The organism is Oceanibium sediminis (assembly GCF_003265325.1).
Taxonomy (GTDB): domain Bacteria; phylum Pseudomonadota; class Alphaproteobacteria; order Rhodobacterales; family Rhodobacteraceae; genus Halovulum; species Halovulum sediminis.
In genome coordinates this window covers 717,065-743,747 of sequence record NZ_QGNX01000001.1, presented here as the reverse complement: position 1 = coordinate 743,747, position 26,683 = coordinate 717,065, and the positions used below count along the sequence as shown (strand labels likewise).

The 26,683-nt window shown below is 64.6% G+C and carries 22 protein-coding genes and 1 tRNA gene; 6 read left to right on the top strand and 17 right to left on the bottom strand.

What is annotated here, in order from left to right; genetic code table 11:
• Positions 1 to 8 precede the first annotated feature (8 nt).
• From DJ029_RS03540 to DJ029_RS03530, 3 genes are read right to left on the bottom strand one after another with little or no spacing between them, the layout of a single operon-like run.
• Entirely contained in the window at positions 9 to 872 is an 864-nt protein-coding gene (locus DJ029_RS03540) for an ABC transporter permease (RefSeq protein WP_112320930.1), read from the bottom strand.
• Entirely contained in the window at positions 869 to 1,762 is an 894-nt protein-coding gene (locus tag DJ029_RS03535) for an ABC transporter permease (protein ID WP_112320929.1), read from the bottom strand. The genes DJ029_RS03540 and DJ029_RS03535 overlap by 4 nt, the downstream gene beginning before the upstream one ends.
• A gap of 17 nt (positions 1,763 to 1,779) precedes the next feature.
• Positions 1,780 to 2,937: an extracellular solute-binding protein gene (locus DJ029_RS03530; RefSeq protein WP_112320928.1), complete on the bottom strand. Its 1,158-nt coding sequence runs from the start codon at positions 2,935 to 2,937 to the stop codon at positions 1,780 to 1,782.
• A gap of 203 nt (positions 2,938 to 3,140) precedes the next feature.
• Between DJ029_RS03530 and DJ029_RS03525 the strand changes: the two genes are divergently transcribed.
• Positions 3,141 to 4,319, top strand: a complete 1,179-nt coding sequence (locus DJ029_RS03525; RefSeq protein WP_112320927.1) for an MFS transporter — start codon at positions 3,141 to 3,143, stop codon at positions 4,317 to 4,319.
• Between the two features lie 42 nt (positions 4,320 to 4,361).
• On the opposite strand, the gene DJ029_RS03520 is transcribed toward DJ029_RS03525, so the two are convergent.
• Genes DJ029_RS03520 through DJ029_RS03510 form a run of 3 tightly spaced genes read right to left on the bottom strand, consistent with a single transcriptional unit; the run spans position 4,362 to position 8,295 of the window.
• Positions 4,362 to 6,971, bottom strand: coding sequence for a hypothetical protein (locus tag DJ029_RS03520; protein ID WP_112320926.1), 2,610 nt, complete (start codon positions 6,969 to 6,971; stop codon positions 4,362 to 4,364).
• A complete protein-coding gene (locus DJ029_RS03515; RefSeq protein ID WP_112320925.1) occupies positions 6,968 to 7,420 on the bottom strand; it encodes a hypothetical protein in 453 nt (150 codons plus the stop codon). The genes DJ029_RS03520 and DJ029_RS03515 overlap by 4 nt, the downstream gene beginning before the upstream one ends.
• Entirely contained in the window at positions 7,417 to 8,295 is an 879-nt protein-coding gene (locus tag DJ029_RS03510; RefSeq protein WP_157966250.1) for a peptidoglycan-binding domain-containing protein, read from the bottom strand. The genes DJ029_RS03515 and DJ029_RS03510 overlap by 4 nt, the downstream gene beginning before the upstream one ends.
• A gap of 361 nt (positions 8,296 to 8,656) precedes the next feature.
• Here DJ029_RS03510 and DJ029_RS03505 point away from each other — a divergent pair, with 361 nt between their 5' ends.
• Positions 8,657 to 10,084, top strand: coding sequence for an amidohydrolase (locus DJ029_RS03505; protein WP_112320923.1), 1,428 nt, complete (start codon positions 8,657 to 8,659; stop codon positions 10,082 to 10,084).
• On the top strand, positions 10,081 to 11,037 hold the full coding sequence (locus DJ029_RS03500; RefSeq protein WP_112320922.1) for a M14 family metallopeptidase: 957 nt from the start codon (positions 10,081 to 10,083) through the stop codon (positions 11,035 to 11,037). Before DJ029_RS03505 ends, DJ029_RS03500 begins: the two co-directional genes overlap by 4 nt.
• Before the next feature lie 27 nt (positions 11,038 to 11,064).
• On the opposite strand, the gene DJ029_RS03495 is transcribed toward DJ029_RS03500, so the two are convergent.
• From DJ029_RS03495 to DJ029_RS03475, 5 genes are all read right to left on the bottom strand, one after another.
• A complete protein-coding gene (locus DJ029_RS03495) occupies positions 11,065 to 12,060 on the bottom strand; it encodes an ABC transporter ATP-binding protein (RefSeq protein WP_112320921.1) in 996 nt (331 codons plus the stop codon).
• The gene (locus tag DJ029_RS03490) at positions 12,057 to 13,043 is read right to left on the bottom strand and encodes an ABC transporter ATP-binding protein (RefSeq protein ID WP_112320920.1); all 987 of its coding nucleotides are present in this window, start codon (positions 13,041 to 13,043) and stop codon (positions 12,057 to 12,059) included. The genes DJ029_RS03495 and DJ029_RS03490 overlap by 4 nt, the downstream gene beginning before the upstream one ends.
• Complete coding sequence (locus tag DJ029_RS22460; RefSeq protein WP_112320919.1) at positions 13,040 to 14,335, bottom strand: ABC transporter permease; 1,296 nt, start codon at positions 14,333 to 14,335, stop codon at positions 13,040 to 13,042. Before DJ029_RS22460 ends, DJ029_RS03490 begins: the two co-directional genes overlap by 4 nt.
• The gene (locus tag DJ029_RS03480; RefSeq protein WP_112320918.1) at positions 14,332 to 15,309 is read right to left on the bottom strand and encodes an ABC transporter permease; all 978 of its coding nucleotides are present in this window, start codon (positions 15,307 to 15,309) and stop codon (positions 14,332 to 14,334) included. The genes DJ029_RS22460 and DJ029_RS03480 overlap by 4 nt, the downstream gene beginning before the upstream one ends.
• A 114-nt stretch (positions 15,310 to 15,423) precedes the next feature.
• A complete protein-coding gene (locus DJ029_RS03475) occupies positions 15,424 to 16,995 on the bottom strand; it encodes an ABC transporter substrate-binding protein (RefSeq protein ID WP_112320917.1) in 1,572 nt (523 codons plus the stop codon).
• A gap of 262 nt (positions 16,996 to 17,257) precedes the next feature.
• Between DJ029_RS03475 and argE the strand changes: the two genes are divergently transcribed.
• A complete protein-coding gene (gene argE, locus DJ029_RS03470) occupies positions 17,258 to 18,427 on the top strand; it encodes an acetylornithine deacetylase (RefSeq protein WP_112320916.1) in 1,170 nt (389 codons plus the stop codon).
• 14 nt (positions 18,428 to 18,441) lie between these two features.
• On the opposite strand, the gene DJ029_RS03465 is transcribed toward argE, so the two are convergent.
• The 6 genes from DJ029_RS03465 to DJ029_RS03440 all read right to left on the bottom strand — a co-directional run bounded on the left by DJ029_RS03465 (position 18,442) and on the right by DJ029_RS03440 (position 24,368).
• Entirely contained in the window at positions 18,442 to 19,899 is a 1,458-nt protein-coding gene (locus DJ029_RS03465; protein WP_112320915.1) for a M81 family metallopeptidase, read from the bottom strand.
• Positions 19,896 to 21,443, bottom strand: coding sequence for a M81 family metallopeptidase (locus DJ029_RS03460; RefSeq protein ID WP_112320914.1), 1,548 nt, complete (start codon positions 21,441 to 21,443; stop codon positions 19,896 to 19,898). Before DJ029_RS03460 ends, DJ029_RS03465 begins: the two co-directional genes overlap by 4 nt.
• A gap of 226 nt (positions 21,444 to 21,669) precedes the next feature.
• Positions 21,670 to 21,745 (bottom strand) — tRNA-Lys (locus DJ029_RS03455).
• Between the two features lie 90 nt (positions 21,746 to 21,835).
• On the bottom strand, positions 21,836 to 23,158 hold the full coding sequence (locus tag DJ029_RS03450; RefSeq protein WP_157966249.1) for a porin family protein: 1,323 nt from the start codon (positions 23,156 to 23,158) through the stop codon (positions 21,836 to 21,838).
• 96 nt (positions 23,159 to 23,254) lie between these two features.
• The gene (locus DJ029_RS03445; protein ID WP_112320912.1) at positions 23,255 to 23,683 is read right to left on the bottom strand and encodes a hypothetical protein; all 429 of its coding nucleotides are present in this window, start codon (positions 23,681 to 23,683) and stop codon (positions 23,255 to 23,257) included.
• A 445-nt stretch (positions 23,684 to 24,128) separates the two neighbouring features.
• Complete coding sequence (locus DJ029_RS03440) at positions 24,129 to 24,368, bottom strand: hypothetical protein (protein WP_157966248.1); 240 nt, start codon at positions 24,366 to 24,368, stop codon at positions 24,129 to 24,131.
• Between the two features lie 178 nt (positions 24,369 to 24,546).
• On the opposite strand from DJ029_RS03440, the gene dapF reads away from it, so the two are divergent.
• Positions 24,547 to 25,380, top strand: coding sequence for a diaminopimelate epimerase (gene dapF / locus DJ029_RS03435; RefSeq protein ID WP_112320910.1), 834 nt, complete (start codon positions 24,547 to 24,549; stop codon positions 25,378 to 25,380).
• Positions 25,377 to 26,636, top strand: a complete 1,260-nt coding sequence (mtaB, locus tag DJ029_RS03430; RefSeq protein ID WP_258165080.1) for a tRNA (N(6)-L-threonylcarbamoyladenosine(37)-C(2))-methylthiotransferase MtaB — start codon at positions 25,377 to 25,379, stop codon at positions 26,634 to 26,636. The genes dapF and mtaB overlap by 4 nt, the downstream gene beginning before the upstream one ends.
• Positions 26,637 to 26,683 lie beyond the last annotated feature (47 nt).

Genomic DNA, 26,683 nt, shown 5'->3' with positions numbered 1-26,683 from the left:
GAGTTTCCTTAGACGCCGAAGCCCTTTGCAAAGGACGAAGAGCCGACAAGGCGACGGCTGAACATAAGCGCGAAAAAGCTTGGGACCCACAAGAGGACCGACAGCACCGCGCCGTATTGCACGACGATCTGGTTGTTGATGAAGGTGATCATGAGCACCGGCATGGTGCGGATTTCCGGCGCGCCGATAAGCCAGGCGCCCTCGGTCTCGTAGAAGGTTCCGACAAAGCTCAGAAGGACTGCCGCGCCGATGGTCGGTGCGGCCTGTGGCAGGCTCACGGACCAGAACACGCGCAGGGGCCCGGCGCCGGCGTCACGGGCGGCCTCTTCCATGGCGCGGTCCACGTTCTGGAAAGCGGCGACGGGAATCCAGATCATCATCATGAGCGTGCCCACGAGTTGGATCAGGACCACGCCCCAGAATGTCGAGACAAGGCCAAGATTGAGGAAGATGCTGGCGATCGCGACCAGCAGCCCGAATTTCGGGAAGGCGTGCGAGGCGAGGAACGACAGGAACAGCAGGTTGCGCCCCGGAAAATCCAGCCGCGCAAAGGCATAGGCGGCCGGCAGGCAGATCACGGCGGACAGCAGCGTGACGGTCAGGGACAGCCGGATCGACAGGGACATGGCCTGCCAGACGTCCGGGCGCGACAGCGTCGCCTCCCAGAACCGCAGCCCGAATTCCTGGGGCAAAATGCTGGGGTAGCGCCACACTTCGGCAAAGGCCCAGATGGCGACGACGACAAGCGGCACCACCACGACAATGCCAAGCGCCAGCGTGATCGCCAAGCCAAGCCAATCGATGCGCTTTGTCTTGCGCGTGGGGACTGTCGGCTCTTGCCGCGCGGCAAGCGTAAGATCTGCGGTGGTCATCGGCGGGCCTCCCGGTTCTTGGCGATGGAGCGGACGTAGAACGCCCCGAAACAGGCACAAATGGCAAAGGTGATAACGGCCTGAGTGACCGCCATGCGCGAATCCGAAAGCTGCGAGAAGGTGCGCTGCATGAAGGGCCCCATCATTTCAGGGGATGCCGGGCCAAGCACGTAAGGAAGCGTGAACGCCGAGAATATGCCGAGGACGGTGAACGACAGCACCACCAGCATCGCGTTGCCGATCTGCGGCAGGATGATGTAGCGCAAAAGGGCAAACCGCCGTGCGCCCGCGTCCCGCGCGGCCTCGACCGCGTTGTCGGATACGCCGCCAAGGCCCGCGACCAGCATCAGTGTCGTCAGCGGGATGTTGTCCCAGACCAGCCCGATCACCGGCCCCCATGGGGTAAGATAGGGCGAATTGATCTTCGGCAGGCCCACGGCGTTCAGCACCAGGTCCACGCCACCGTTCGGGCCGATCGTGCGGATCAGCGCATAGGCCAGGATGACCGAGGGTACGAACATCGGAAACAGGGCAAGCCCCTGCACCACCGCCGCAACGCGGCTTTTGGCGAAACGCAGGTACAGCGCCAGCGGCAGACAGATCGCCATCAGGCAGGCCGCGCAGACCGCGGTGACCCAAAGCGTCAGCCACAGGTTGTTGAGCGCGTAGCCGTCCGTGAAGAACCGCTGATAGGTGTCGAGGCTGAAGTGAAGCCCCTCATCCCCCGCGGTGAACAGCGTCCGCGCCACGGCGTTGAAGATCGGGTAGATGATGAGCCAGCCCAGAAGTGCGACCGGCGCAGAAACGAGAAGGAGGCCCGTAAGCCCCCTTCCGTTACGTTTCGCCGTGCCACCCTTCCGGACCGTGCCGGAGGATGAAGTGTGCGTCATTGATCGTGGTTCCGGCCTCAGCTGCGCGCGATGCCGGGCGCGACGTTGCGATACCAGCCATCGTTGATCGCCGCGTCCCAGTCGCCCGCCGGGAACGTCGGGATGGTGGCGGGGATGACGTCCGCGTATTTCGCGCGAAGGGCGGGATCGACATGGTCCCAGGACACGCCGGGAAAGCCGCCAAGCTCGGTGATGATCTTGGACTGGACCTCTTTGGACAGAACGTAGGTCACAAGCTGCATCGCAACGTCCAGGTTCCTGGCGTTCGTCGGCACGGTGATACGGCTGAACCCGCCGCAAAGCGCAAGGTCCTGCAGTTGAACGAGGCCCGTCGTTTCCGGCAGAACGCCCATGCTGAGCGCCTGAAGAACCTGATCGGACCACACCGGCGTCATCGTGACGACGCCTTGTGACAGAAGCTGGATCGATTGCGTGTTGCCAGAGCTGTAGGCGCCGCCTTCGTACAGGCTGGGGGCAAGGCCCTTCAGGATGTCCCAGGCACCGGGAAGCGTTTCGGCGGCATAGGCCTCGGAGTAGTTGTCGAGCGTGAATTTCCGCGGATCGCGGCCATTGGCCTCGTGGATTGCACGGCGCACGAAGTTGCCGCCGGAGCCGCCCTTGTCCGGGCGGTTATAGATGAACTGGCCGGGATTGGCGTGAATCCATGCGGTCAATTCGTCCCAGGTTTTCGGGGCCTCTTCGGCGGACACGCGGGTCGCGTCATAGGCCAGAAGCACCTGGCTGCCGCGATAGGGAAGATCGAAATCCGTCTGCCTTGCGGCAGGGTTCACCATGTCCAGGCCAGCCAGGCCCGCCTCGGTGAAGTTCACCCAAAGACCGGCTTCGATGGAGCCCTCGGTCTCGTCCGGGACAAAGGCTTCGAGCAGGTCGACCTGCGGATCGTTGTCCGTGCCCAGCGCGGCCATGGCGCGATCCGCGATGGCGCGAAGGCCCGCGCCGTCGCCCGCGTCAACCACGCGGACTTTCGCGTCGGCGTGCGTCTCATGAAAGCCCGGCAGGATCACGTTGGTCCAGAAATCCGAGATGTTGCTGTCCGAGCCGGTGTACACGTTGACGAAGCCATCGGCCGCGAACGCGATGCGCGGCATGGCCAGCGTGATGGACGAAGCAGCGGCCGCCCGGAGCAGGCCTCGGCGGGAAAGATGTGCGGTCATAGGTATTCCTGTCATGGTCGTTTGGAGCATCCGCCGGAAGGAACCCGGCGAACAGGACAGGGTGCGAGCTAGGCGAGAATTGTTCATCTTTTGCGATGGTTAGATGACAGATTGATGAAGTTGCCAGCATCGTCATTCCTGCTTTGACAGGTCTGGCGAATGGTGATTGAGCACGCGGGCCGCTCAGATCACCGGACCTCTCCATGCCTCTTATCCTGCCCCTCACCCTTCTGCCTGCCTGCATTTTTTTCGCCAATGCGGTGTTGTATGTGACCCTGTATTCCCGCCTGCCGGAGATCAGCGCAGCGCAGGGCATCCCGCCCTCGGCCCTTGGTGTCGCGCTTCTTGCGCAGACCGGCGGGACGCTTGTCGGATTCCCCTTTTCCGCGCGATTGATCGATCGTTTCGGGGCCCGCCCCGTGGCGGGGGTAATGCTTCTGGGCGCGACGGTCTGCCTTCCGGTCGCCGCGTCCGGCCTGTTGGCGCCGGGCTTCTGGGGGTTGGCGCTTCCGCTGTTTGGATACGGGTTCGCGATGGCCGTGATGGAGGTGGCCAAGAACCTCATCGCGGCCCGCGTCGAGGAGCGCAGCGGAAAGAACGTCATCTCCAAGAGCCATGGGTTCTGGTCGGCGGGCCTGTTCGTGGGCGCCATACTCGGGGGGCAGGCCGCCAGCATGGGCATGACGGCCGCTGTCGAGTTGATCTGGCTGGGCCTTCTGACGCTGCCTCTCGTCCTGTTCCTGGTCCTGCGCGTCGGGGATCCGGAACCCATGGGGGCGGTGCCGGACGGCGGGCCGAGGTTCGCGAAACCGGATGCGTTCGTCCTTTGCCTGCTGTTGCTGGTCGCGGGGTTCAGCATAACCGAGGGCGTGATCTATGATTGGTCCATGTTCTACCTGCGCGACGAGCTTGCCCTGGGCGCGAACGCGGCGGCACAGATCTATGCCGCCTTCACCTTCGGCATGTTCACCGCGCGCATGGTCGGTGATGACCTGCGCCAGCGCGTGAGAGTCCGGGTGCTGATCCGCTGGATGGCGGTTGTCACCTTGCTCGGAATCCTATTGGCGGTGCTTGGACCACGCTTTCCGTTCGGCCTTGGATTCCTGTTCGCCGGGTTCAGCCTGATCGGGGCCGGCGTCGCCCTGGCGGCCCCCGTGGCGACGACCCTGGCGATGCGTCATCCGACGCGCTCTGCGACGAAAACCATGGCGTCCTATTCGCTGATCTCGCTTCTTGCGCTGTTCGCGGTTCCGCCACTGATGGGGTCCATCGTGGAAACACACAGCGCGATCTGGGCGATCCTCCTTGCCAGCCCGCTACTCGGGGGTGTGGCGATCCTGGCCCCGAAGATTGTTGCGCGCATGGGAAGCGCCCAGACCTGAGCCATGGTCTGACGCCACCTCTCGAAGGCCCCCTGCCGGCACCTACCGGCCCAGCAGGTAGTCCTGCGTGGCCGGGGACAGCGCCTCGAAATCCGCGCCGAGCAGTTTTCGCTGGCCCGGCGTGAGGGCGCTGTCGTCCAACAGGCGATCGAACCGAACCCGGGGCGGTTCTAGGTCCGCCATATCGGTGGCCGGGCACGCGGACCACGTTGCCTTGCACTGGGCGCTACAGCTCGCCGAGAGCGCGATGGCGGGTCGGGGGCAGGTACACGAGCAGATCTCGCCCGTGGTATTCTCACCCCCCGATCCGCCGCCTGAGGGGCCGCCGGAACCGCCCCCGCCGGAGCCGCCGCCACCCGATCCGCCGCTCAGACCAGTCGGACCGGATCCACCTTCCGCGTAGCTGCGGGCGGTGGCGATGCCGCCATAGGCGGGGCCGTCGGGGAAGTTCGCCTCGTGCGAGGCTTGTCCGGGCGGCATCTGGGGCGTGATCGTGGAACTGCCGTCATAGAGCGGGCCGTAGGGAAGCGAGACGGTGAACTTCGCGCGTTCGACGAAGGCGGCATCGATTGCCCCGCACCCGGACGTGGCCCCCGACGACATGGCGCGGGACATGTCGAAAAGGTCGCCCTCGACCATGAAGACCAGCTCTTTCTTGGTGACCGCTTCGATCTTGATGTCGGGGCTGAAACTGCGCCCGCATTGCTGGGCACGCCCGATATCGGCGATCGTGCCGCCAGACACCGGCGTGGCCTGCATGATGGCCATCATGGGCATGGTGCCGAGCCCGCCGGGCGTCTGGAAGTTGGTTTCCATCCCGCCCGGGTCCTTGAAGATGAAGGCAGCGTCGTTGGGGTCCTGCGCGGCGCCCTCGTTGCTGAGAACGCCAACCCAGTAGTTCGACCCACGCACGAAGCTCAGCAAGCCCTGGTCCGCGCCGTTCCCGAACACATCCGAGGGCAGGTCGAAATCCGGGCCGGAGCCGTCGATGACCCGGCCGTCGAACAGCCCGCGATTGCCGTTGCCGCTGAAGACGTGAAGACGCGCGTCCAGATTGGCCAGGCCGCGTTCCACCGGGGGTGTGCCCGCGGGCGCGCGGGGGGTCACGGCGGCCAGCTGGTAGTCGACGTTCAAGGCCCCGACCGTCATCTCGAACGTGTGATCCTGGGACGTGGCGGGCTTGGCAGCGATGTTTGAAACGATCATGTAGGCCTCGCCCGAGCCCTCTATCGGCATGTCGAGGTTCCACATCGCAACCTTTGTGTCGGGCGTCTTGTTCGAGCCCACCAGCGGCGTCGCGCGGGACAGGATGCACTTCGTGACAGAAACATCCTCCAACCGTGTGTTGAACCCCTGGATCGCAGACCAGCAATGGTCGGTGCCGGTGGAATCTTTGCGAACCGCCTGGCCGATATGCAGGTCGCCGTGATGGTTGGGGATGTTGTCCGCGAAGAACTGAAGCGTCACCGGCTGTTTCACGCCCTTCCACTCGACCTTCAGGCAGGCGCCGGCCAGCGCGTTCACGGTCATCTTCACGACATCGACGCTGGCATTGGCCGAGTGGTCGATCGTCGCGGTGTTCTGGTCGCAATCCGGAAACGTGTCACCAAGCCATGTCTTGTGGTCTAGCGCGGCCGTGACGCTGGGTGTCGGACGGTGGGTCTTGTAGCGGCTGCCGCCGTAGGACGCGTATTCCGTCAGGAATTCCGGCAGCACGTTGTAAAGGGTCCGGGGGCCGCCCTTCAGATCCTTCCCCGCGTAACGGGTGATGATCTTGTCCAGTTCGCCGACCGGGTCCGCGGCGAGCGTGGTCCGGTTCGTGTCGAAGATGTCCTTCACCACGGCCAGCCCACCGTTGTTGTGCCCGCCTTCGCTCGCCTCCATGAGGTAGCGGTAGAAGGATGCGACCGCGTAGGCGATGCTGGCGTTGCTCGTTACCTTGTTCATGCTGATGGTCCAGTCGCGCTTGCTGCGCGCCGTCGGGTAGTCTTCAAGGCCGGTCGGGCGGCGCTTCGTGAACAGGTAGAAGGCGACCGCATCGGCAGTGCCTTCAATGATCCACTTCTCAAGGCCGCTGACTTCGCACTTTGGCGTCCAGGACGTGTTCTGGATCGCGTGGGTAAGTTCATGGATCGTAAGCGTGGAGATCAGGTCGAGCGCTTGCTGCCGACGGGCCCCTCCGCTCTGCCACGCCCGTTCGAGCCGGGGGAAGTCATAGGCGTTGTTGATCTCGGACTGCGAAAGATAGACCAGGCCCGCAATCACGCTGTTGCGCACTTCACAGGTCTGACCCGCCGGCGCCGCGGTCGGGTCCGTCTTGTTCACCCACACGATGGGGATATAGAGGTTGTCGTTCAAAACCTCGTCCATCAGAGGGCGAGAGATCGGATGCTTGAAATTCGCGTCCTTGAGCTTTTTCAGGTCGCTCTCCACGATCGGGATCAACTCTGCGAAGTAGTTCGGGGCATCCTTGATCAGGTCGTCACGGCTCGTGAGAACGAAATTGATGTCTTCGCCGAAGCCCTGTTCGTCCGACATCAGGTCGAACTGATCTGGCGGAACCGGCGTGATCTGCGTCGTGCGCCACTGCGCCAGGGACGGGGTCGCGAGCAGGGCGAGCAGCACGCTCAGGGCGGCGAACAGCCGGGTCATGGGTCAGGCACCGAGAACAGCGGTCGAAGCGCGTCGAACGCGTCGATCCTTGCGGCAACGGCGGGCAGGTCGCCGGTGTGCAGCACCTCGAACCAGAACAGAAGATCGTCATCGTCGCGGTAGGTGCCATCGGCGTTCACCAGCCCCTGCTTCAATGCCGCGAGGGACAGGAACACACGATCCGCAATCTCTGGAAGCAGGGTGAACTGCGACGTCTCATGGGCATAGGCGATGACCGCCTCGCCAAGGGTGAGATTCGCGGCGTCGCCCTCCGGGCGCCATCCTTGGGCCGCTGCCGACTCGGCCAGCGTTCTGGAGGCGGTGAGCACCTCGGCCACCTGTGCCTCGGAAAGCGGCGGCGATCCGGCCTGCCACGGATGCGCATGCGCCGGGGCCGCAAGGCCGATCGCCAGCGCGGCGACCAAGGGGGTCAGGCCCGCGCTGGTCACCGGACCTCCAGCGGTCTTCGGACGAGCACGCGACCGTCGCGGTGGTCGATCCACACGATATCGTAGATGCCCGGCTCACTCGGGGCTTGCAGCGTCGCCACGCGCTTCTCGCCAATCATGACGGAGGGTGTGCCGGCGTGCGGTGCGCTGCCGCCCGGTACGATCGCCAGACGATCCTGCGCGTCGCCCCTGCTCTCCGACCCCGACACGCCGAAGCGCATGCCCTTGTCCACGACCGGCAGCGAGGCGAGCCTGTAGCCGCCCACGGAAAGCGTGCTGAACGCGTTCCCCGGCACAGCTGCCGGTGCAGGCGCAACAGACGGGCTGCGCGTAGAGGCGAGGTCGCTCTGAGGTTCGGGTACGTCCTGCGGCCGGGGTTTGGTGACGGTTGTCGCCGCCGGTGCGGGCACATCGGCCTGCGGCAGGGCGGCAAGCCGCGCCGCGTCATCGGGCGTCGGCCCGCCGGTTCGGGCGATCTTCTGTTCCCGCCGAAAAGCGTCGAGCGCTGCCTGGCTGCGCCGCCCCCAGATACCGTCGACGGTCCCGACGTCGTAGCCGCGCGCCGCAAGACCCGATTGTACCGCCCGTATATCGACCGTCCGCCCCGGCGTCGGCGCGGGTTTGGCCTTTGGCGGGGCTTCGCGCCGGGCAAGGGCGGCAAACTGCGTGGGCGTCAGCCTGCCGGTCGGCGTTGCCCCGATGCTGCGCTGATAGGCCCGGATCGCCTCTCGCGTGGCGCCGCCCATTATGCCATCCGCAGGCCCGGCATCGTAGCCCATCGCGTTGAGCATCGTCTGGATCGCCAGGACCTCGGGGTCGGGCACGACCCTTGGAACGACCTGCTGCGGTGAGGGCACCTGCGGGGAAACACGCACGTTCGGGACCAACAGGCGAAGCAGGTCTTCCGGCGATTGTGGGTATGCGGGTCCTGCGCTGACGAGGACGGCAGCCAGGAAACAGGCTCGGGACAAGCGGCACATGCGCCCAGTCTGCACCGTTGTGCATGCTCCGGCAAGCGTGGAGGCCGGTTCAGGCATGCGCCGCCCCGTGCGACGCGCTGCAAAGCGGCATGTCGCGCGGCCTGACTGTACTCGCGGATACCGGCTTGAATTGGCCTGCCCGCACCCGGCAGAGGGGACTTTGCCCGAATCTGTCAGCGTGACGGCAGAGGTCGCTTGCCAACGAGCAAAAGCCGTGGAAACCTTGCGTATTGATGTATTTGAAGGAAGAACGAAAATGCAGAATTCAGACGCCATTTGGGAAAAGGTAGATCACCACAAGTCGGACCTGATCGGGCTGTCTGATCGCGTCTTCGATATTCCAGAAACGCTATACAATGAATACCTGTCTGTTGCCGAGCATACCGCGATGTTGGCGCAGAAGAACTTCCGCATTACCGAGAACGCGGCAGGTATCCCGACCGCGGTTCTTGGCGAGGCCGGCGATGAAGGGCCGGTCATCGCGATCCTCGGGGAGTTCGATGCTCTGCCCAATCTGAGCCAGCAACCTGGCGTTGCCGAGCCGCACCCCCTTGAGGATGGCGGGAACGGGCATGGATGCGGACATAACCTGCTGGGCGCGGCGGCCCTTCTTGCGGCGACGGCGGTGAAGGACTGGCTGGACGAAAACGGCATAAAGGCGCGGGTGCGGTACTACGGCTGTCCCGCCGAAGAAGGCGGCGCGGCCAAGGCGTTCATGGTGCGCGAAGGGCTTTTCGATGATGTCGACGCGGCGATTTCCTGGCACCCGGCCACTTTCACGGCCGTGAACAAGGCCAATTCCCTAGCCAACACCCGCATCGATTTCACCTTCCACGGCAAGGCCGCCCATGCGGCCGGGGCGCCGGAACTGGGGCGTAGCGCACTGGACGCGGTCGAATTGATGAACGTCGGCATCAACTACATGCGCGAACACATGCCCGATGACGCGCGCGTGCACTACGCCTATCTCGACGCGGGGGGCGTTGCGCCCAACGTCGTTCAGCACAAGGCCACGGTGCGCCAGCTGGTGCGCGCGAGGGATCTGCCCGGACTGCGCTCGCTTATCGAGCGGGTGAAGAAGATCGCCGAAGGCGCGGCGCTGATGACGGAGACGCGGGTCGAGACCAGGGTATTCACCGGCGTGTCGAACCTGATCGGCAACCGCCCACTCGAAGAGGCGATGCAAGCCGAGCTGGATCGCCTCGGCCCGGTGCCCTTCGACGAGGATGACCGTGTCTTTGCCCGCGAAATCCAGAAGACTCTGACCAGGGATGACATCGCGGTGTCCTTCCGGCGCTGTGGCATGCCGCCACCCGATGACGACCTGCCGCTCTGCGATTTCGTGGCGCCGCTCGATCTGCAGGGCGAAGGCGGCGAAGGCTCGACCGACGTGGGTGACGTCAGCTGGGCGGTGCCGACGGTACAGGCCCGTGTCGCGACCTGCGCGGTCGGGACCCCGTTCCATACCTGGCAAACCGTCGCCCAGGGCAAGGTCCCAGCGGCGCACAAGGGCATGGTCTATGCCGCGAAGGTGATGGCCGCGACGGCCAAGCGGTTGATCGAGGATCCGTCCCTGCGCGCAGCGGCAAAAAGCGTGCACGCAGCGCACCTGGCGAAAACCCCCTACGTCTGCCCGTTGCCGGACGGCGTAGCGCCACCGATCGTCCCGAGGGCCGACTCGTGAGCGCGACGGACCCGAACAAGTACCCGATAGAGCTGCCTTTTCCGGATATCTCGGCCTATCGCAACGGCAATAGCGGCGTCGATTACTATACCACCTTCGACAGCGGCGTTTCGGGGCCGCATGTCCTGGTCAATGCCCTTGTGCATGGGAACGAGGTCTGCGGCGTGATCGCGCTGGACCACCTGTTCCGGGCCGGCGTCAGGCCGAAAAGGGGGAAACTGACCCTCGGCTTCGCGAATGTCGAGGCGTACCAGGCCTTTGACCCCGACGAGCCGATGGCGAGCCGGTTCCTGGACGAAGACATGAACCGGGTCTGGGATCTCGAAACGCTGGAGGGCGCGCGAAACTCCCGCGAGTTGCAGCGCGCCCGCCAGATCCGCCCGCTGGTCGACACGGTCGACCTGCTGTTCGATGTGCATTCCATGCAGCACAAGACCGCGCCGGTAATGATCGCGGGGCCGCTGGAAAAAAGCGTCGCGATGGCCCAGGGGCTTGGCACGCCCGATATCGTCGTTGCCGATACCGGCCACGCCGCGGGCCGACGCCTGCGCGACTACGGCGGATTCGGGGACCCGAACAGCGAGAAGACCGCGCTGCTCATCGAGTGCGGCCAACATTGGGAAGCGGATGCGGCGCAGGTTGCGATCGACAGCGTTTATCGCTGGCTACTCTTGCACGAGATGATCGACGCGAAACTCGCCACGCCGAACCTGCGGCCGCTACCGCCCAGGCAGCGCGTTGTGCGGGTCTCTGCCCCGGTCACGGTCGAAACCGACAGCTTCGAGTTCGCGCAGCCATTCACCGGGCTGGAAACCCTTGCGAAAGGCGACCTGATCGGCGTGGACGGCACCCGCGAAATCCGGGCGCCGCATGATGACTGCGTGCTTATCATGCCCAGCCGTAGGCTGACGCCGGGTGCCACCGCAGTGCGCCTTGGCCGCTGGGTGGACTGAAAGGCGGGGGACGCCTGAGTCCCGGCGTCACCCGTCGTTCAAATGGCACGCGCTGGCGCGACCCGGCGCGATTTCCTTGAGCTTCGGCGCTTCGGTGCGGCAACGGTCCATCGCATGCGGGCACCGGGGATTGAAATGGCACCCCTTGGGCGGATGAAGCGGTGACGGGATCTCTCCCTTGATGGGGGCATACACCCGTCGATCTGTCTGCAGGCGCGGTGCCTCGGCCAGCAATGCCTGCGTGTAGGGGTGGTTCGGGGAGTCGAACAGTTCCTCTGTCCGGGCCGTTTCGACAACCCGGCCGAGGTACATGATCACCACGCGATCGCTGAGATGCTCCACGACCCCCAGGTCGTGGCTGATGAACAGGTATGTCAGGCCCAGATCCTCGCGCAGATCCATGAAGAGGTTCAGGACCTGCGCCTGGATTGAAACGTCCAGGGCGGCGACGGCCTCGTCGCAGACGATGAAATCCGGGCGAACCGCAAGCGCCCGCGCGATGCCGATGCGCTGCCGCTGCCCGCCCGAGAACTGGTGCGGGTAGCGCTGACTGTAGGACGGGTCCAGGCCCACCCGCTGCATCGTCATCGCGACGTAGTCGTCGACCTCGCCACGCTTGATCAAGCCGTGGAACAGGGGCGCCTCGCTGATGATGTCGGTTACCTTCAGGCGCGGGTTGAGGCTGCTCATCGGGTCCTGGAAGATCATCTGAACGTTCAGCTGGCTTTCGAGCAACTTCTTGCCCCGCAGCTTCATCACGTCCTCGCCCTGGTATCGAATGACGCCATCCGACGGCCGATGGATCCCGGCCACACAGCGCCCGAGGGTGCTTTTGCCACACCCGCTTTCCCCGACCAGGCCGACGACCTCACCGGGCATGATTTCCATGTCAACGCTGTCCACCGCGTGAACGGTATGCTCCTGCACGCTGGCGCCCAGGCGGCGGGCGAACTTCTCGGCGATATCCAGCTTCTTGACGAACCGCTTGGAGACCGACTCCAGCTTGATGATCGGCGTCGTCATGCAGTTGTCCCCCAGTCTGATGCACCTGAAAGCGGATGATAGCATCTTACCAGGTGCTCGCTTTCGGGCGTCGTGGCGTCTGGCTCGATGATACACGCCTCGGTGGCGCGGTCGCATCGCGGTCGGAATGCACAGCCCGTCGGCAGGTTCATCGGCAAGGGGGCCATTCCCCTGATCTGCGTCAGCCGCGCGCCGCGCGGGTTGCGCGAAGGGGCAGAGCCGATAAGACCGGATGTATAAGGGTGGAACGGGCGGTTCACCACCTCCTCCGTGGTTCCCATTTCCACGATCCGCCCTGCATACATCACTGCCACCCTGTCCGCGAGGCCGGCGACCACGGCCAGGTCATGCGTGACCCAGATCATCGCCGTGTTGTTTTCCGCGACGAGTTTCTGGATCTCGAACAGGATCTGCGCCTGTATGGTGACGTCGAGCGCCGTCGTCGGTTCGTCCGCGATGATCAGGTCCGGCTCGTGCAGCAAGGCAATGGCGATCGCGACGCGCTGGCGCATCCCGCCCGAGAATTGATGCGGGTAGCTTTTCAGCCGTTCCTCGGGGCTGGGAATGCCGACCTGCCCCAGGACGTCCCGGCACCTTTGGCGCGCGGCGTCATCGCTCCAGCGCCCATGGGCCCGCAATGCCTCGATCATCTGGGTATCGACCCGCAGGACCGGGTTGAGGGTCATCATCGGGTCCTGGAAGATCATCGCGATCCGCCGCCCCCGAAGATCCCGCATCACCGGCTCGGCCATGCCGACCAGGTCTTGCCCATCGAACCGGATCGAGCCTTCCACAAGGCGTCCGGGCGGATCCACCAGGCCCATGATGGAAAAGCCGGTGACGGATTTGCCTGAACCGCTTTCCCCCACGATGCCGAGGATTTCCCCCCGGTCGAGGTCGAACGAGACGCCATCGACCGACTTCACCACTCCCGCCTTGGTGAAGAAATGCGTCTTCAGGTTTTCGATGCTGAGCAGGCTCATCTGAGCAACCTCGGGTTCAGTGCGTCGCGCAGGCGGTCGCCCACAAGGTTGATGGCTATGATCGTGATCAGCAGCGCAACGCCGGGATACACGCTGATCCAGTAGCGCCCGGACAGCATGAACTCGAAACCGTTGGAGATCAGAAGCCCGAGGCTGGGCTCCGTCACCGGAAGGCCGATGCCAAGGAAGGACAAGGTCGCCTCAAGCGCGATGGCGTTCGCCACCTGCACCGTCGCCACCACGATGATGGGCGGCAGGCAGTTCGGCAGAAGATGCCGAAAGATGACGCGCGTCCTCGACAGGGCAAGGCACTGGGCGGCCTCCACGTATTCCTTGCCACGTTCGACCAGGGCGACGGACCTGGCCGTTCGCGCGAAATAGGCCCATTGCACGATGATCAGCGCGAGCATGACCTTTTCCACGCCCGACCCGAGGATCGCGAGCAGCATCAGCGCCACGAGGATCGTGGGAAAGCTGAGTTGCAGGTCAACGATGCGCATGATCAGGTTTTCAAGCCGACCGCCGAAGAAGGCGGCGATCATCCCGAGGCTCAGGCCGATGATCATCGCGAAAAAGCAACTGACGACACCGACCGCCAGGCTGGTGCGCAGGCCGTACATGATCGCCGACAGCATGTCGCGCCCCTGGCCATCGGTCCCCAGCAGGTAGGTCATCAGAACTTCGCCCTCGGTGCCCCGGATCGCCAGTTCGAAGTCGAACGGCTGATCGAGGGCCCGGCTCGACGAAAGGGTGAAGCTTTCAAGATCCGCGGGCTCCACCGTCCAGAACGACCGGAAGCTGTGCTTCTCGCCGACGTCCAGTTCGGCCCCGCGGGGCAGGTCGTCCAGCCGCAGCGGCTCCATGGGAAAGTCGTCCAGCGGCGGATCGAAGATCAGGGCCATCGTGACCGCGTCCGCCCCGCCTGCCGCGCTCCAGGACAGGACCGCGCTGTCGACGGGCGCTTCGGGCGGCAGATCGATCTCGGTCCGGCCGGCCGTCCTCGGGTCGACCGAGAGGACGAGGTCAGCCTCCCACGGGGCGGTCATGCGCTGCGAACCGGGCGGTTGACGGCTGTCTTCAAGCCGGATTTCGGACAGGTCATAGGGGTTCTGCGGCGCGATCAGCGGGGCGAAGATCGCGACCAGGATGATGACGAGCAGGACGACGAGCCCGACGACCGCAAGCGGGCTTTCGACGAAATCCCGCGCGATGCGCACGGCCGGCGGCACCGGTTTCGCAACCTTCTGATCGGGCAGCATTGCGCTCTCGGGGGCGGTTTCGACGTCACTCATGCCTTTTGGTCCGAAAGCCGGACGCGCGGGTCCAGGATGGCGTAAAGGATGTCCACGACCAGGTTGACCGTGATGAACAGGCACACGATGACGATCAGGTAGGCGACGATCACCGGGCGATCGAGCTGGAAGATACTGTCGATGATAAGCTTCCCCATGCCGGGCCAGGCGAACACCGTTTCCGTCACCACGGCGAAGGCGATGACCGACCCGAACTCAAGCCCGATGATCGTGACCAGCGGGATCATGATGTTCTTCAGGACATGCAGGCCGATGACACGGCGGGGTCTGAGCCCCTTCGCGCGGGCGAACTTGACGTAGTCCAGGTTGATCGTTTCGCGCACCGAGGCCCGGGTCAGCCGGATGACAAGACTGGTCTTGAACAGGGCAAGGTTGATCGCCGGCAGGATCAGGTGGCTGATCCCGTCCCAGGAAAAGAAGCTGCTCTCGATCCCGAGGAACTCGCCGCGTACTCCGCGGCCCCCAGCGGGCAGCCATTGCAGGATGACGGCGAAGAACATGATGAGCATCAGGCCCTGCCAGAAGTTCGGCAGCGAAAACCCGAAGATTGAGCCTGTCATGATCGTGCGCCCGCCGATACTGTCCGGGCGCAGGCCCGCGTAAAGGCCCAGCGGCACACCGATGAAGACCGCGATCAGCATGGCGCTGAGGGCAAGTTCCATCGTCGCCGGGAACCGCTCCAACACAAGCTGAAGCGCGGGTTCGCCAAACACGAAGCTGGTGCCCAGATCGCCTTTCAGAAGATTGCCGAGGAACGCGAGGTATTGTTCCGGCAGGCTCTTGTCCAGGCCCAGCCGGGCAATCGCGGCAGCGCGTTCCACTTCCGTCGCGTCCTGGCTGATCAGGATCTCGACAGGGTTGCCGATGGCGTACACACCGGCGAACACCAGCAGCGTCATGACCGCGACAACGATCACGCTCTGTAGCAGTCGGCGGATGATAAAGACCGTCATGACAGATGCTCTATCCCTGACGACGCGACTTCATTTCGTTGAGAAGACACGGCCGTCGATTGATGTAGCACGGGCGGGGAACCTCTTCAGGTTCCCCGCCCGTCTGACGTGAGCTTACTCGACAACCACGTTGGTCGGGCGCGTGTACTCGTCGGTCCGCGGGATATACCGCAGCCCGGTCCGGGTACCCCAGGTGTTCACCTGGAAATGGGTCGGGATCAATCCCACCTCACGCATCGCGATTTCCGTCGCCCGGGCAAGCAGCGCCTGGCGCTCATCGTCGTCGACGGTGTTCAGCGCCAGTTGCAGCGTGGCGTCGAACGGTGCGCTCGAGTACCGGCCGCGGTTGGTGCGCCCAAGACCAATCTCGTCATTGCGCGTATGCAACAGGGCCCGCAGTGGCGAAGAGGCCTCGCCCGTGCCCGATCCCCAGCCGACAAGCATCAGCGAGAATTCGGAGCCGTCGTCACCACCGGTCGCGCGACCGAAATAGACCGAGCGCGGCATGGTTTCCACCTCGGTCTGGATGCCGACGCGGGTCAGCATTTGCGCGACAGCCTGCGCGATCTGCTCATCGTTGATGTAACGGTCGTTGGGACCGTGGATCGTCAGGCGGAACCCGTCGGGATAGCCGGCCTCGGCCAGCAACTGCCGCGCGCCTTCGGGATCGTACTCGGGCACTTCGATGTTGTCCGACACGCCGAAAAACCCTTCGGGCAGCAACTGACCGGCAGGGATCGCGATGCCTTCCATCACCTCATCAACGATAGCGTCGCGATCGATTGCCATGGAGATGGCCTTGCGGACATTCACGTCCTGAAACGGGTTGAAGATCTGGTTGCCTTCATTGTCGGTCACGAAGGGCGTGTAGACCCGACGGCTGTCGACATGCAGATAGATCACCCGGTTCGAGACACCTTGGCTGAGAACGATGTCCGGGTTGTCCTCCAACGTCGCGATATCGGACGTGGGCACACCCGAGATCACGTCCACATCGCCCGCCAGCAGCGCGGCGACGCGCGCGGCGTCCGAACTGATCGGGCGGTAGGTGACCGTATCGAACTGAGGCGCGCCGCCCCAATAGTCGGCGTTGGCCTCCATCACGATGCTTTCGCCGGGCGTGTAGCTTACGAACTTGTAGGGGCCCGTCCCGATGCTGGCTGTACCGGCATTGTAGTCCTCCGTCGTCGCGTCGGGGTTTTCCGAGCTGACGATCTGGACGGTTGAAAGGTCGACCGGCAGAAGCGGGTACGGACCGTTTGTGCGAAACTGCATGGTGTAATCATCGACAACGATGATCTCGGCGATGCCGGACGTGTATGTCGCAAAGGACGACGGGCTGTTGGGCACGTTCGGAACGCGCTCGTAGCTGAAGACGATGTCTTCCGCAGTCAATGGAGAGCCATCGTGGAAGGTAACGCCCTCGCGCAGCTTGAACTCCCAGACATCGTCGGCGATCGGCCCCCACTCAACGGCGAGCCCCGGCGTAAGCTGCTGGTTGCTGTCCTGGTGCAGCATGCGGTCGTAGATAAGGCCAACGATCTGGTTGTTGTTACCAGTGTTGTGGTAGTGCGGATCCATGGCCGTAACTTCGGATGCCACCGCGATGGTAATATCCTCGGCGTGCGCAGTCCCGCCGACGACCAATGTCACCGCTATTGTCGCAGTAGACAACGATTTTAACATTTATATTCTCCCTGTTATCAGCCTTTCAGCACCTGGGAGCGTTGCTCTAGTGGCCCCGACCCTCCAAGCTGACTTGCAGCCTAGACGCATTTCTCAAGATCAGGGAAGCATATTCTCGCGTTGGCCGTTGATACCTCGCTAAAAGGGAAAATCCGACGCACAATCCGGGACATGCTGGTATAGGTTGGTCAAAGTATATGCAGGGCTGGTTTCAACCTTGACTACATGGTTCCTGCACCCTGGAAACACTGAGAGGCCGGGCATGAACAGCAACCTCGATCTATCGAGTGTGGATCATTTACGCGCGCTGGTCGGCTTCGATACCGTCAGCCATCGCTCGAACCTCTTGTTGATCGACTACCTGGAGCGCGTGCTCGAACCACTGGGCGCGCGGCTCGAACGAATCGAGGATGGCACCGGGCAGAAGGCAAATCTGCTTGCAAGCTTCGGGCCGACCGACAGGGCGGGCTACATCCTGTCCGGCCATACTGACGTGGTTCCCGTGGACGGGCAGACCTGGAGCACGGAACCGTTCGAATTGACCGAGCGTGACGGAAAGCTTTTCGGACGCGGCACGACGGACATGAAGGGGTTCCTGGCGTGCTGCCTTGCGATGGCGCCGAAGATCGCCGCCGCACCCTTGAAAGCGCCGCTCCACATCGCCTTTTCCTATGACGAGGAAGTCGGCTGCCTCGGTGTGCGCGACCTCATCGCGCGGCTCGACACCTGGGATCTTCGCCCGCTCGGGTGTTTCGTGGGCGAGCCGACCTCCATGCAGATTGTCACCAGCCACAAGGCCAAGCGCGCGTTCAGGGGCGTGGTGACCGGCACGCCGGGGCACTCATCGCGCGCGCCGTCTTTCGTGAATGCGGTTGATTTCGCGGCGGAATTCCTCGTCGAATTGCGGCGGCTCGGGATCGAGATCCAACAGACGGGCCAGGAGGACGCGATGTTCGACGTCCCCTTCACCACGACCCATGTCGGGCTGATCGAAGGCGGAAAGGCCCTCAACATCGTGCCCGAGCATTGTCATTTCGAGTTCGAGTTCCGCGCCTTGCCGAACGACGACGTCGACGCGATGGTTGCGCATATGCAGCGCTTCGTCGAAGTCGAATTGCTGCCGCGCATGAAGGCGCTCAGCCCTGACGCCAGGTTCCGGCTGGAAAACATCATTTCCTACCCCGGTCTCGACACCGCGCCGGGGGAAGACATCGTCGTTCTGGCGAAAAAGCTCGCCCGTCAGAACGGCCATGGCAAGGTGGCCTACGGCACGGAGGGCGGGCGCTTCAGCAAGGAAGGCGGCATCCCGACCGTGGTCTGCGGCCCGGGGGACATCGAGCGCGCGCACAAGGCCGACGAGTATATCACCCGGAAAGAGCTGGCCGCCTGCGAGGCGTTCATCGGCGACCTGATCGCGCACCTGTCCCGCTAAGCCTGCCACGGGGCTTAGGGCGTGGCATGCCGGTAGGGTAGTTTCGAAACATCCGCAGGCCCGTAGTCCGGCGTATCGACGATGACGATCTCGGCGGCAAAACCTTCCCACGCGGCGCGGAAATGCGTCTTTGAGCGCAACAGGACAATGTCGAAATCCGCGGGATCGAGGCCGAATTCCAGGAAGGGATCGAAGTCGATCGCGCTTTGGGAAAGGCTGGTGACACTGATCTTCATCCCGCGCACATCCAGCAGCGCCGTGTCGCCCAGGCGCACCGTGCTGCCCGCCCGCATCGCCCCGGTCCCGCGATAGGTGAAATCCCGCCGCACCGCCTCCACGCGCGCGGTCACTGGTACCGGGTCTCCGGCGAGGGGGGCGGAGTGGCCGCCCAACATGAGCGGGACCTCTGCGCCTTCGCCCGCCGCCACCGCTTTCGCCGCCGCCGCCGGATCCCAGAGGAACGGAACGGCGATCCGCGCACGATCCGCAAAGCCGAGGAGCGCGGCCAGCCCATGGGTGCTGTCGTTGGCACGGTCCGCATGTTCCAGGATCACCACGGGACGCTCGGCGTCCCGGGCGATCCGCAACGCGCGTTCGAGGCCCTCCCCCAGGCTGTGGACCGGCGCCGCGGAGGACAAGGCGTCCCGGTTGCGCGCGATATCCTGCGACATCCCCTCGGCCAGTCGTAGCGCTTCGCGCGTCGGACCATCGACGACGGCCACGACCGACGCGCCGCAATTCGGAACGTCGGCATATGCAAATCCGGCGAACAGCGAAACATCCGCATAGGTCGCGCTTTCCACGGACATGCGCCTGGCCTTCTCGACCAGGCTGCCCAAGGGTTCGAGGTCAGTCGCCGAGAAGATCGACGGCAGGATAAGCCCCGGCCGCGCAAGTGCCATCGCTGGCCGGATATCCCCGGCCAGCGTCTTCAACAGGCATTGCGCTGCGCGTTCACCCGTCGCGCCCATATCGACATGCGGAGAGTAGCGATACCCGAACACCGCCGTCGCCCCGGCGATCGAAGCCGCGTCAAGGTTGGCGTGATAGTCCAGCGCCACCATGATCGGCAGGTCAGGTCCCACCGCCTTGCGGATCGCGTCGAGCGTGATCGCGTCAGGATCCAGTTCGTCCTGAGTCACCATCGCGCCGTGCAGATGAAGAAGCAGCCCGTCAACAGAACCGTCCAGCGCCGTCAGACCCTCGACAATCTCTTGCCGATAGCCCGCAACCGCTGCCTGATCGGCAAGCCCGGCAGCCCCGCCATCGGCGTGCAGGATCGGGACCGCAGTCGCCCCCGCCGCGTCGAGGGTTTTCAGAAAGCCCCCCATCACCGTGTTGGAATTCTCGAACGCCGCGATCACCTGCGCGCCACGCACGGTGCCCGCCTCGAACACGTCGCGCCCGGTGACATGGGGCAGGAAGGTGGCGCATTCCATGTGCAGTCCGGCACAGGCGATACGGTACGTCATGGCAACAGCTCCAGGGCTTGAAGATGCGGGACGGCCCAGTCAGGGGGCCGCCACGCGGCATCGGCGTCCAAGGGGAAGACCGGGCGCGGAAGGCCCGTGAACGTGAAGTTGCGAAGGACCGGGCTGGTCAGCCCTTTCGTGTCGACCTCCAGCACCTGGTCCGGACCGAAGAACTCGTCGAAACCGGCGCGGAAGTGCCCGCGGCTTTTGACCACCACTGTCCGGAAGTCCGCCGGATCAAGGCCGAGATGCTCGAAGTACACCGGGTCCGCACATTGCTTGCGGTTGCTCGCAACAACAACCGTCACGCCGCCAATCCGCAGAGCAACCGTCGGACCCAGATCGACCTGTCTGCCCGCAACAAGCCCGCGACGCCCGACAACCTTGCCGTCGCTCAGGGCGATGACCACGGCGTCTTCGGTGAAGGCATCACCGGAGCCGTCGGAACCGTTCCGCAAGAACCGCGCCGCGAAGCTTGCCCCGACACCGGCGGACGTCGCCTCCGCCGCGAGGTCAGCGTCGATGAACAGACCGTAGAGAGCATCCTCTGCCCCTGCGTCGATCAGGGCCCGCAAAAGACCGGTGGAGGTGCCCCTGCCCCCGCCGCCGGGATTGTCGCCACTGTCGGCCAGAATCCAGCGCGCGCCATCCGGGGCGGTGACGGCTCGCACGGCATCGGCGATGGACGTCAGCTCATGGACGAAGCGATGGCGATCCGCCCACAGCCGCCCGGCAAGCCGGGCCGACTCACGCTCGGCCGTGGCACGGTCGGTTGCCGTCACCAGGACCGCCAGGCCGTTGTCAGGCGTATCGCTGTAGACGAACCCGCCAAGCACGCTGGCATTCACGATATCGCCGCGCGGGTCCGACAGGCGAGCCGCCTCGTCAACCCGCTCGGCGTAGGCGCCCGGACCGTTCGTCAGCAAGGTCACACTGGCCGGCGTGAGTGGCAGGCGCAGAAAGGACATGTGGAATGCAGTGCCCTTTATCATGCGGGCCAGGATGATCGCGGCCTCCCTGGCGACCTCGGCCTGGTCGACATGCGGGTTGGTGCGGTAGCCGATCAGGCAACTGGCCGCTTCGACCATCGTATCCGACAGGTTCGCATGCAGGTCCAGCGTTGCAACCATCGGCACATCGCTCCCCACAGCCTCGCGAACGGACGTCAGCAGTGCGCCGTCAGGGTCCCGCGTTTCGACGCCGGACATTGCCCCGTGGCTGGCAATGTAGACCGCATCTACGGGGCCTTCCTCGGCCAGCCGCGTCCGCACCGTGGCAAGGACGTGTTGCAGGACCGCCTCGTCCAGAGGGCCGCCGGGCTCTGCGCCCGCGACGAGAATGGGGACGATCTCAACCTGAAGGTGGCGTTCGATCTCGTCCAAAAAGGCCGGAATCTCCGCGCCCTGCCGCGGTGCATCGCTGTTGGCGTCCTCCAGGATTTCCGCGCCTTCGAGCCAGCATCGAGCTTCAAAATCGGCTTGCCGCGTTATCGGGGCAAAGCGATTGCTCTCAAGAAGAAAGCCCAGGATGGCAATTCTGGTCATTGGGCACCGGCATCGGGGTTGGCGTGGAGCAAACCTAGACGCAAGCGCCCCCTCAGGTCGAGGGATCTGATCGCTCAGGTCATAGGACCGCGGCGGAAGGCGCGGGATTGGCTGATTCAGCTTTCGGAAAACCGATCGTACGTTCGACTGGGGAAGACCTGGAGAACCGCCCTGACGGGTTCGTCCTATCCAACATCAAGTCCCTTCAAGGAAAACTGATGTTCAGTGGTGAGCCGTGCAGGATTCGAACCTGCGACCCACTGATTAAAAGTCAGTTGCTCTACCAACTGAGCTAACGGCCCACGCAGGGCGGCTGGATAGACGGCACTTGGCGGGAGGTCAAGGGGTCAAACGCCATCCGGACAATAACTTGTCGCAACTACCGCAAATTGTCAGAATTGCCGCGTCAGGGACATGGTGCAGGCGTCCACGTCGATGTTGTCGTAAAACACCACGTTCGAGTTCGTCCGCGAGAACGAGCAGCGCAGTTGCGGCGCGAATCCGCGGACCACCAGGCGTTCGTTGCGCAGGGTCAGGTCCAGGCCCAGCGCCCGGTCCTCGCGGGTCACGGGCAGCAGAAGGCTGAACAGTTCGTCATAGTCCCGCATCTCGGCGAACACCGACAGGCCGCCGGCCCAGCCCGACTGCCAGACATGCTCCAACCCGATGGAGGGGCGGATGCCGACATAGCTGAAGCGATCGTCCTTCACCTCGGTCCTGGTCAGCGCCAGCCCGCCGGTCAGGGCGGTGCGCGGGGTGAGCGGGTAGCGCACGCTACCGTCCAGTTGCGCCTTCAGCGCGTTGTAGCGCGCGCGACCCCCGTCGTCATACCATTGGACCGAGAGCCGCCCGTTCAGCCGGAACCGGACATTGCTCGCCAGGACGTCGCGCGCCGCCGACAGGCCGATCAGCGAAAAGTCCCGGTCCGATTCCCGGTACAGCCCGCGATAGCCGTCCACCCGCAGCGAGAAGCGCCCGTCCTCTACGGGGCGGACGAAGGTGGCGGCGGCGTTCAGTTGCGTCCAGTTGTAGTCGGTATTGTCGAAATACGAGTATCCCACACCCCCCGACAGGGTCAGGCTGTCGCCCTCCGGCAGCTCGAAGCGGCGGTAGGCCTCGACGTTCACCGTGGCCGAGATGCCCGATTCGCCGGTGTCGTCGATGGTGCCTGTCAGGCCGCCGAACAGCGGCGCCTCGGTGTTCAGGGTGGCGCGGTTGATGTTGGTGCTCGGTTGCAGCGAAAAACCGAAAGTCAGCCCGTAGGGGCGACGCGACAGGATCCTGCGGCGCAGGGTGCCCAGGCGCGCCCGCTCGTCCGCATTGCGGGCCGAGGGGGCCAGCCGGTCAAGCTGGAACAGCGCCGTGTCGTAGCGCTCGCTCTGGGCCAGGGCGAGGACCAGGTAGTAGCGCGCGCCGCGGGCCTCGGGATTGGCGCGCAGCACTTCCCTGAACTTCGCGATCGCCGCCGGGTAGTTCCCCTGCGCCAGCAGGATGCGCCCCTCGACATAGGTGATGTCCGTCGCCGTTCCGCCCGCCAGTTCCGTGATCCTGAGCGCGGTTTCCCCGTCACCGACGGCCAGCGCGGCGTCCACCGCCTGCTGGGGTGTCAGGACCCGGGGGGCATCCTGCGCGATTGCGGAAAGGGGCGGCAGCATCGCGGCGACAATCGCCACCTTGAGGGCGGCGCGCAGTCGTGGCCACGGAAAACACTTCACTGAAAATCTCTCATAGTCGTTCAAACACCCGGCCCACCTTGGCGGCGGACCGGGCGATTGTCACCCGTCTTTCTTGGATGATCGCGGCGCGCAGCGTCAGTTCTGTTCGGCGACGAACAGGCCGTTGATCTCGTCGATCGTCGCGTCCGGGTTCGTGATGGAGCCGTCGACCAGGCCGATCGTCCCCGACGACCCGGCACCAACAAACGCACCCTCGATATTCGCCTGGATCGTATAGGCCTCGCCTTCCACCATCAGCACCTCGTTCGCGGTGGAGGCCGAGTAGGTGCTGCCCGTGATGGCGCCGGTCTGGAATGGCGTATAGGTCGGCGCATCCGGGAACAGCGTGCCTTCGTCAGTGAAGATCTGGCAGTTCTGGAAACCGGCGTCGATCTGGGATGCGCCGAAGTCCGCCGTAAGCTCGATATCGGCCTGCACGAAGGTATCGTCGTTTTCCCCGACACCAAAGCCCGCAACGCCCGAGTAGCTGGCGGTACCGCTGTTTATCGGATCGGCCAGCGCCATTTCGTTCTGCTCTTCGAAGGTGTCGACCAGGCCGGGAAGGTCGCCGGGAATGGAGGAGCGATTGGCCCCCGCGGGCAGTTCCTAGTTAAAGATACCGCTGACCTGAACGGTCTCACCGCCGCCTCCGCTGCCGCCCGAACAAGCAGCCAATGACGGCAGGCACACGCCCGCCAATACTTTAGACACTTTCAAATGCTTCATCCTCACACCTTGCTTCGCGTTACGGCCCGGACTGGACCCATGACGCAAGGTAATGCGAATTTTGTTAATAATATGGAGATGTTTTGACCTGATTGAAACTTGTCGCGTCACTTCGTCCAACCGGCGCGCATGCGAAAAACAACTCTTCGGAAGTCTTTCGCGGTTCTTCAGATCACCCGGCCCACCCTGGCGGCGGACCGGGCAAATGTCACCCGTCGCTCTTGGCGGCGGGCGACGTCAAACTCTACGAATCTTCGCCGCCACAGAGGCCGGAGAAGCTGGCCACAGTGGTGACGGATTCGCTGATCGCCCCATCGACCAGCCCGAACTTGCCGGCCAAGTCCATCCCGACGCAGGCGCCGCCCATATTGGCCTGGGCGGTTTCCGCGAGGCTGGCCTTGTCATCGCCGCCTGAACAGGCAGCCAATGACACCAGGCAAGCGCCTGCAATTATCCCGGATACGTTCATATTCTTCGTACTCACACGTTAGTTTTCTTGCGTTGCGGCCCGGATCGGACCAGCCGCGCAGGGTAGATAGAACATGTTAACGATTTGGTAACGCGTTACTTTTTGTTCTGGCTTGCGTGAGATCGTTCAAGCGGCCCGCAGGCCCTGCGGACACGCTGGTCAAGGACCCGCGAATAGGTGTATATCGCGCGCCATGACGACACCCGCCGCCTCCGTGCCGCCCCTGCGCTTTCTGAAGATGCACGGGCTGGGCAATGATTTCGTGATCATCGACGCCCGCGGGGCGCACGATCCGGTCACGCCTGCGCTGGCGCGCGCGCTCGGCGACCGGCACATAGGTGTCGGCTTCGACCAGCTCGCGGTGATCCATGACGACGCCGAGGCGGACGCGCGGCTGACCTTCTGGAACACGGACGGCAGCCTTTCGGGGGCTTGCGGCAACGCCACGCGCTGCATCGCGCGGCTGATGATGGACCAGAGCGGCGCGACCCGGCTGGCCCTGCGGACCGACTTCGACACCTTGCTGGCCGAGGATGCGGGCAACCGCCTGACCCGCGTGAACATGGGCCGCCCGGTGTTCGACTGGCGGCGCATCCCGCTGGCGCGCGACGTCGACACGGTGAACCTGCCCCTGCCCGGCGCGCCCGGTGCGCTGAGCATGGGCAACCCGCATTGCGTCTTCATCACCGAGGATGCCGAAGCCGCCGACATCGCCGCCCAGGGCGCGCGGTTCGAGCATGACCCGCTCTACCCCGAACGCACCAATGTCGAGATGGTGCAGGTGCTGGCCCCCGACCGGCTGCGCCTGCGCATCTGGGAACGCGGCGTGGGGATCACGCTGGCGTCCGGCTCCTGCGCCTGCGCGGCGCTGGTGGCCTGCCACCGCAAGGGGCTGTCGGGCCGCAAGGCGGAGATCATCGTCGACGGCGGCACCCTGCACGGCGAATGGCGCGAGGATGGCGTCTGGCTGACCGGCCCAACCGCCACCGTGTTCGAGGCAACCCTCAGCCCGGAGATGTGGCCGTGAAACCGCCCGTCTTCGAGACCTTCGGCTGCCGCCTGAACGCCTATGAGACCGAGGCGATGAAGGAACTCGGCGCCGCCGCCGGGCTGGAAAACGCCGTGGTGGTGAACACCTGCGCTGTGACGGCCGAGGCGGTGCGCCAGTCCCGCCAGCGAATCCGCAAGCTGCGGCGGGAACACCCGGACGCACAGATCATCGTCACCGGCTGCGCCGCCCAGACCGAGCCTGAAACCTACGCCGCCATGCCGGAAGTCGACCGCGTGATCGGCAACCTGGAAAAGATGCAGGGCGACACCTGGCAGCAGGTCGCCCAGGGCCCAGATTTCATCGGCCAGACGGAAAAGGTGCAGGTCAACGACATCATGTCCGCGACGGAAACCGCCGGCCACCTGATCGACGGTTTCGGCACCCGCGCGCGCGCCTACGTGCAGGTGCAGAACGGCTGCGATCACCGCTGCACTTTCTGCATCATCCCCTATGGCCGCGGCAATTCACGCTCGGTCCCCGCGGGTGTGGTGGTGGAACAGATCCAGCGGCTGGTCGACAGCGGCTATAACGAGGTGGTGCTGACCGGCGTCGACATGACCAGCTGGGGCGCGGACCTGCCCGCGCAGCCGCGCCTTGGCGACCTGGTGCAGCGCATCCTGCGCCTGGTGCCGGACCTGCCGCGCCTGCGCATCAGCTCCATCGACTCGATCGAGGCGGACGAGGCGCTGATCGACGCCATCGCCGGTGAGCCGCGCCTGATGCCGCACCTGCACCTGAGCCTTCAGGCCGGGGACGACATGATCCTCAAGCGCATGAAGCGCCGCCACCTGCGCGACGACGCCATCCGCTTCTGCGAAGACATGCGCGCCGCCCGCCCCGACATCGTCTACGGTGCGGACATCATCGCCGGTTTCCCGACGGAGACGGAGGCGATGTTCGAAAACTCGCTGAAACTGGTGGAGGACTGCGGCCTGACCTGGTTGCACGTCTTCCCCTACTCCGCGCGTCAAGGCACCCCCGCCGCGCGGATGCCGCAGGTAGCCAAGCCCCAAATCAAGACCCGCGCCGCCGCCCTACGCGCGCTTGGCGACACCCGCGTCCGCGATCACCTTGCCCGGCAGGTCGGCCGCAGGCTGCCCGTGTTGATGGAAAACGACCACATGGGCCGCACCCCCGATTTCAGCGAAGTGCGCTTCGCCGCCCCGCAGACCAGCGGCGCGATTGTCCAGGCCACCATCACCGGGGCCGATGCGAGTGGCCTGAGCGCCTGACAGGGCCCGCTTGACTTGATGCCCCGTGCAGGCTTCCCTTCCGGGGC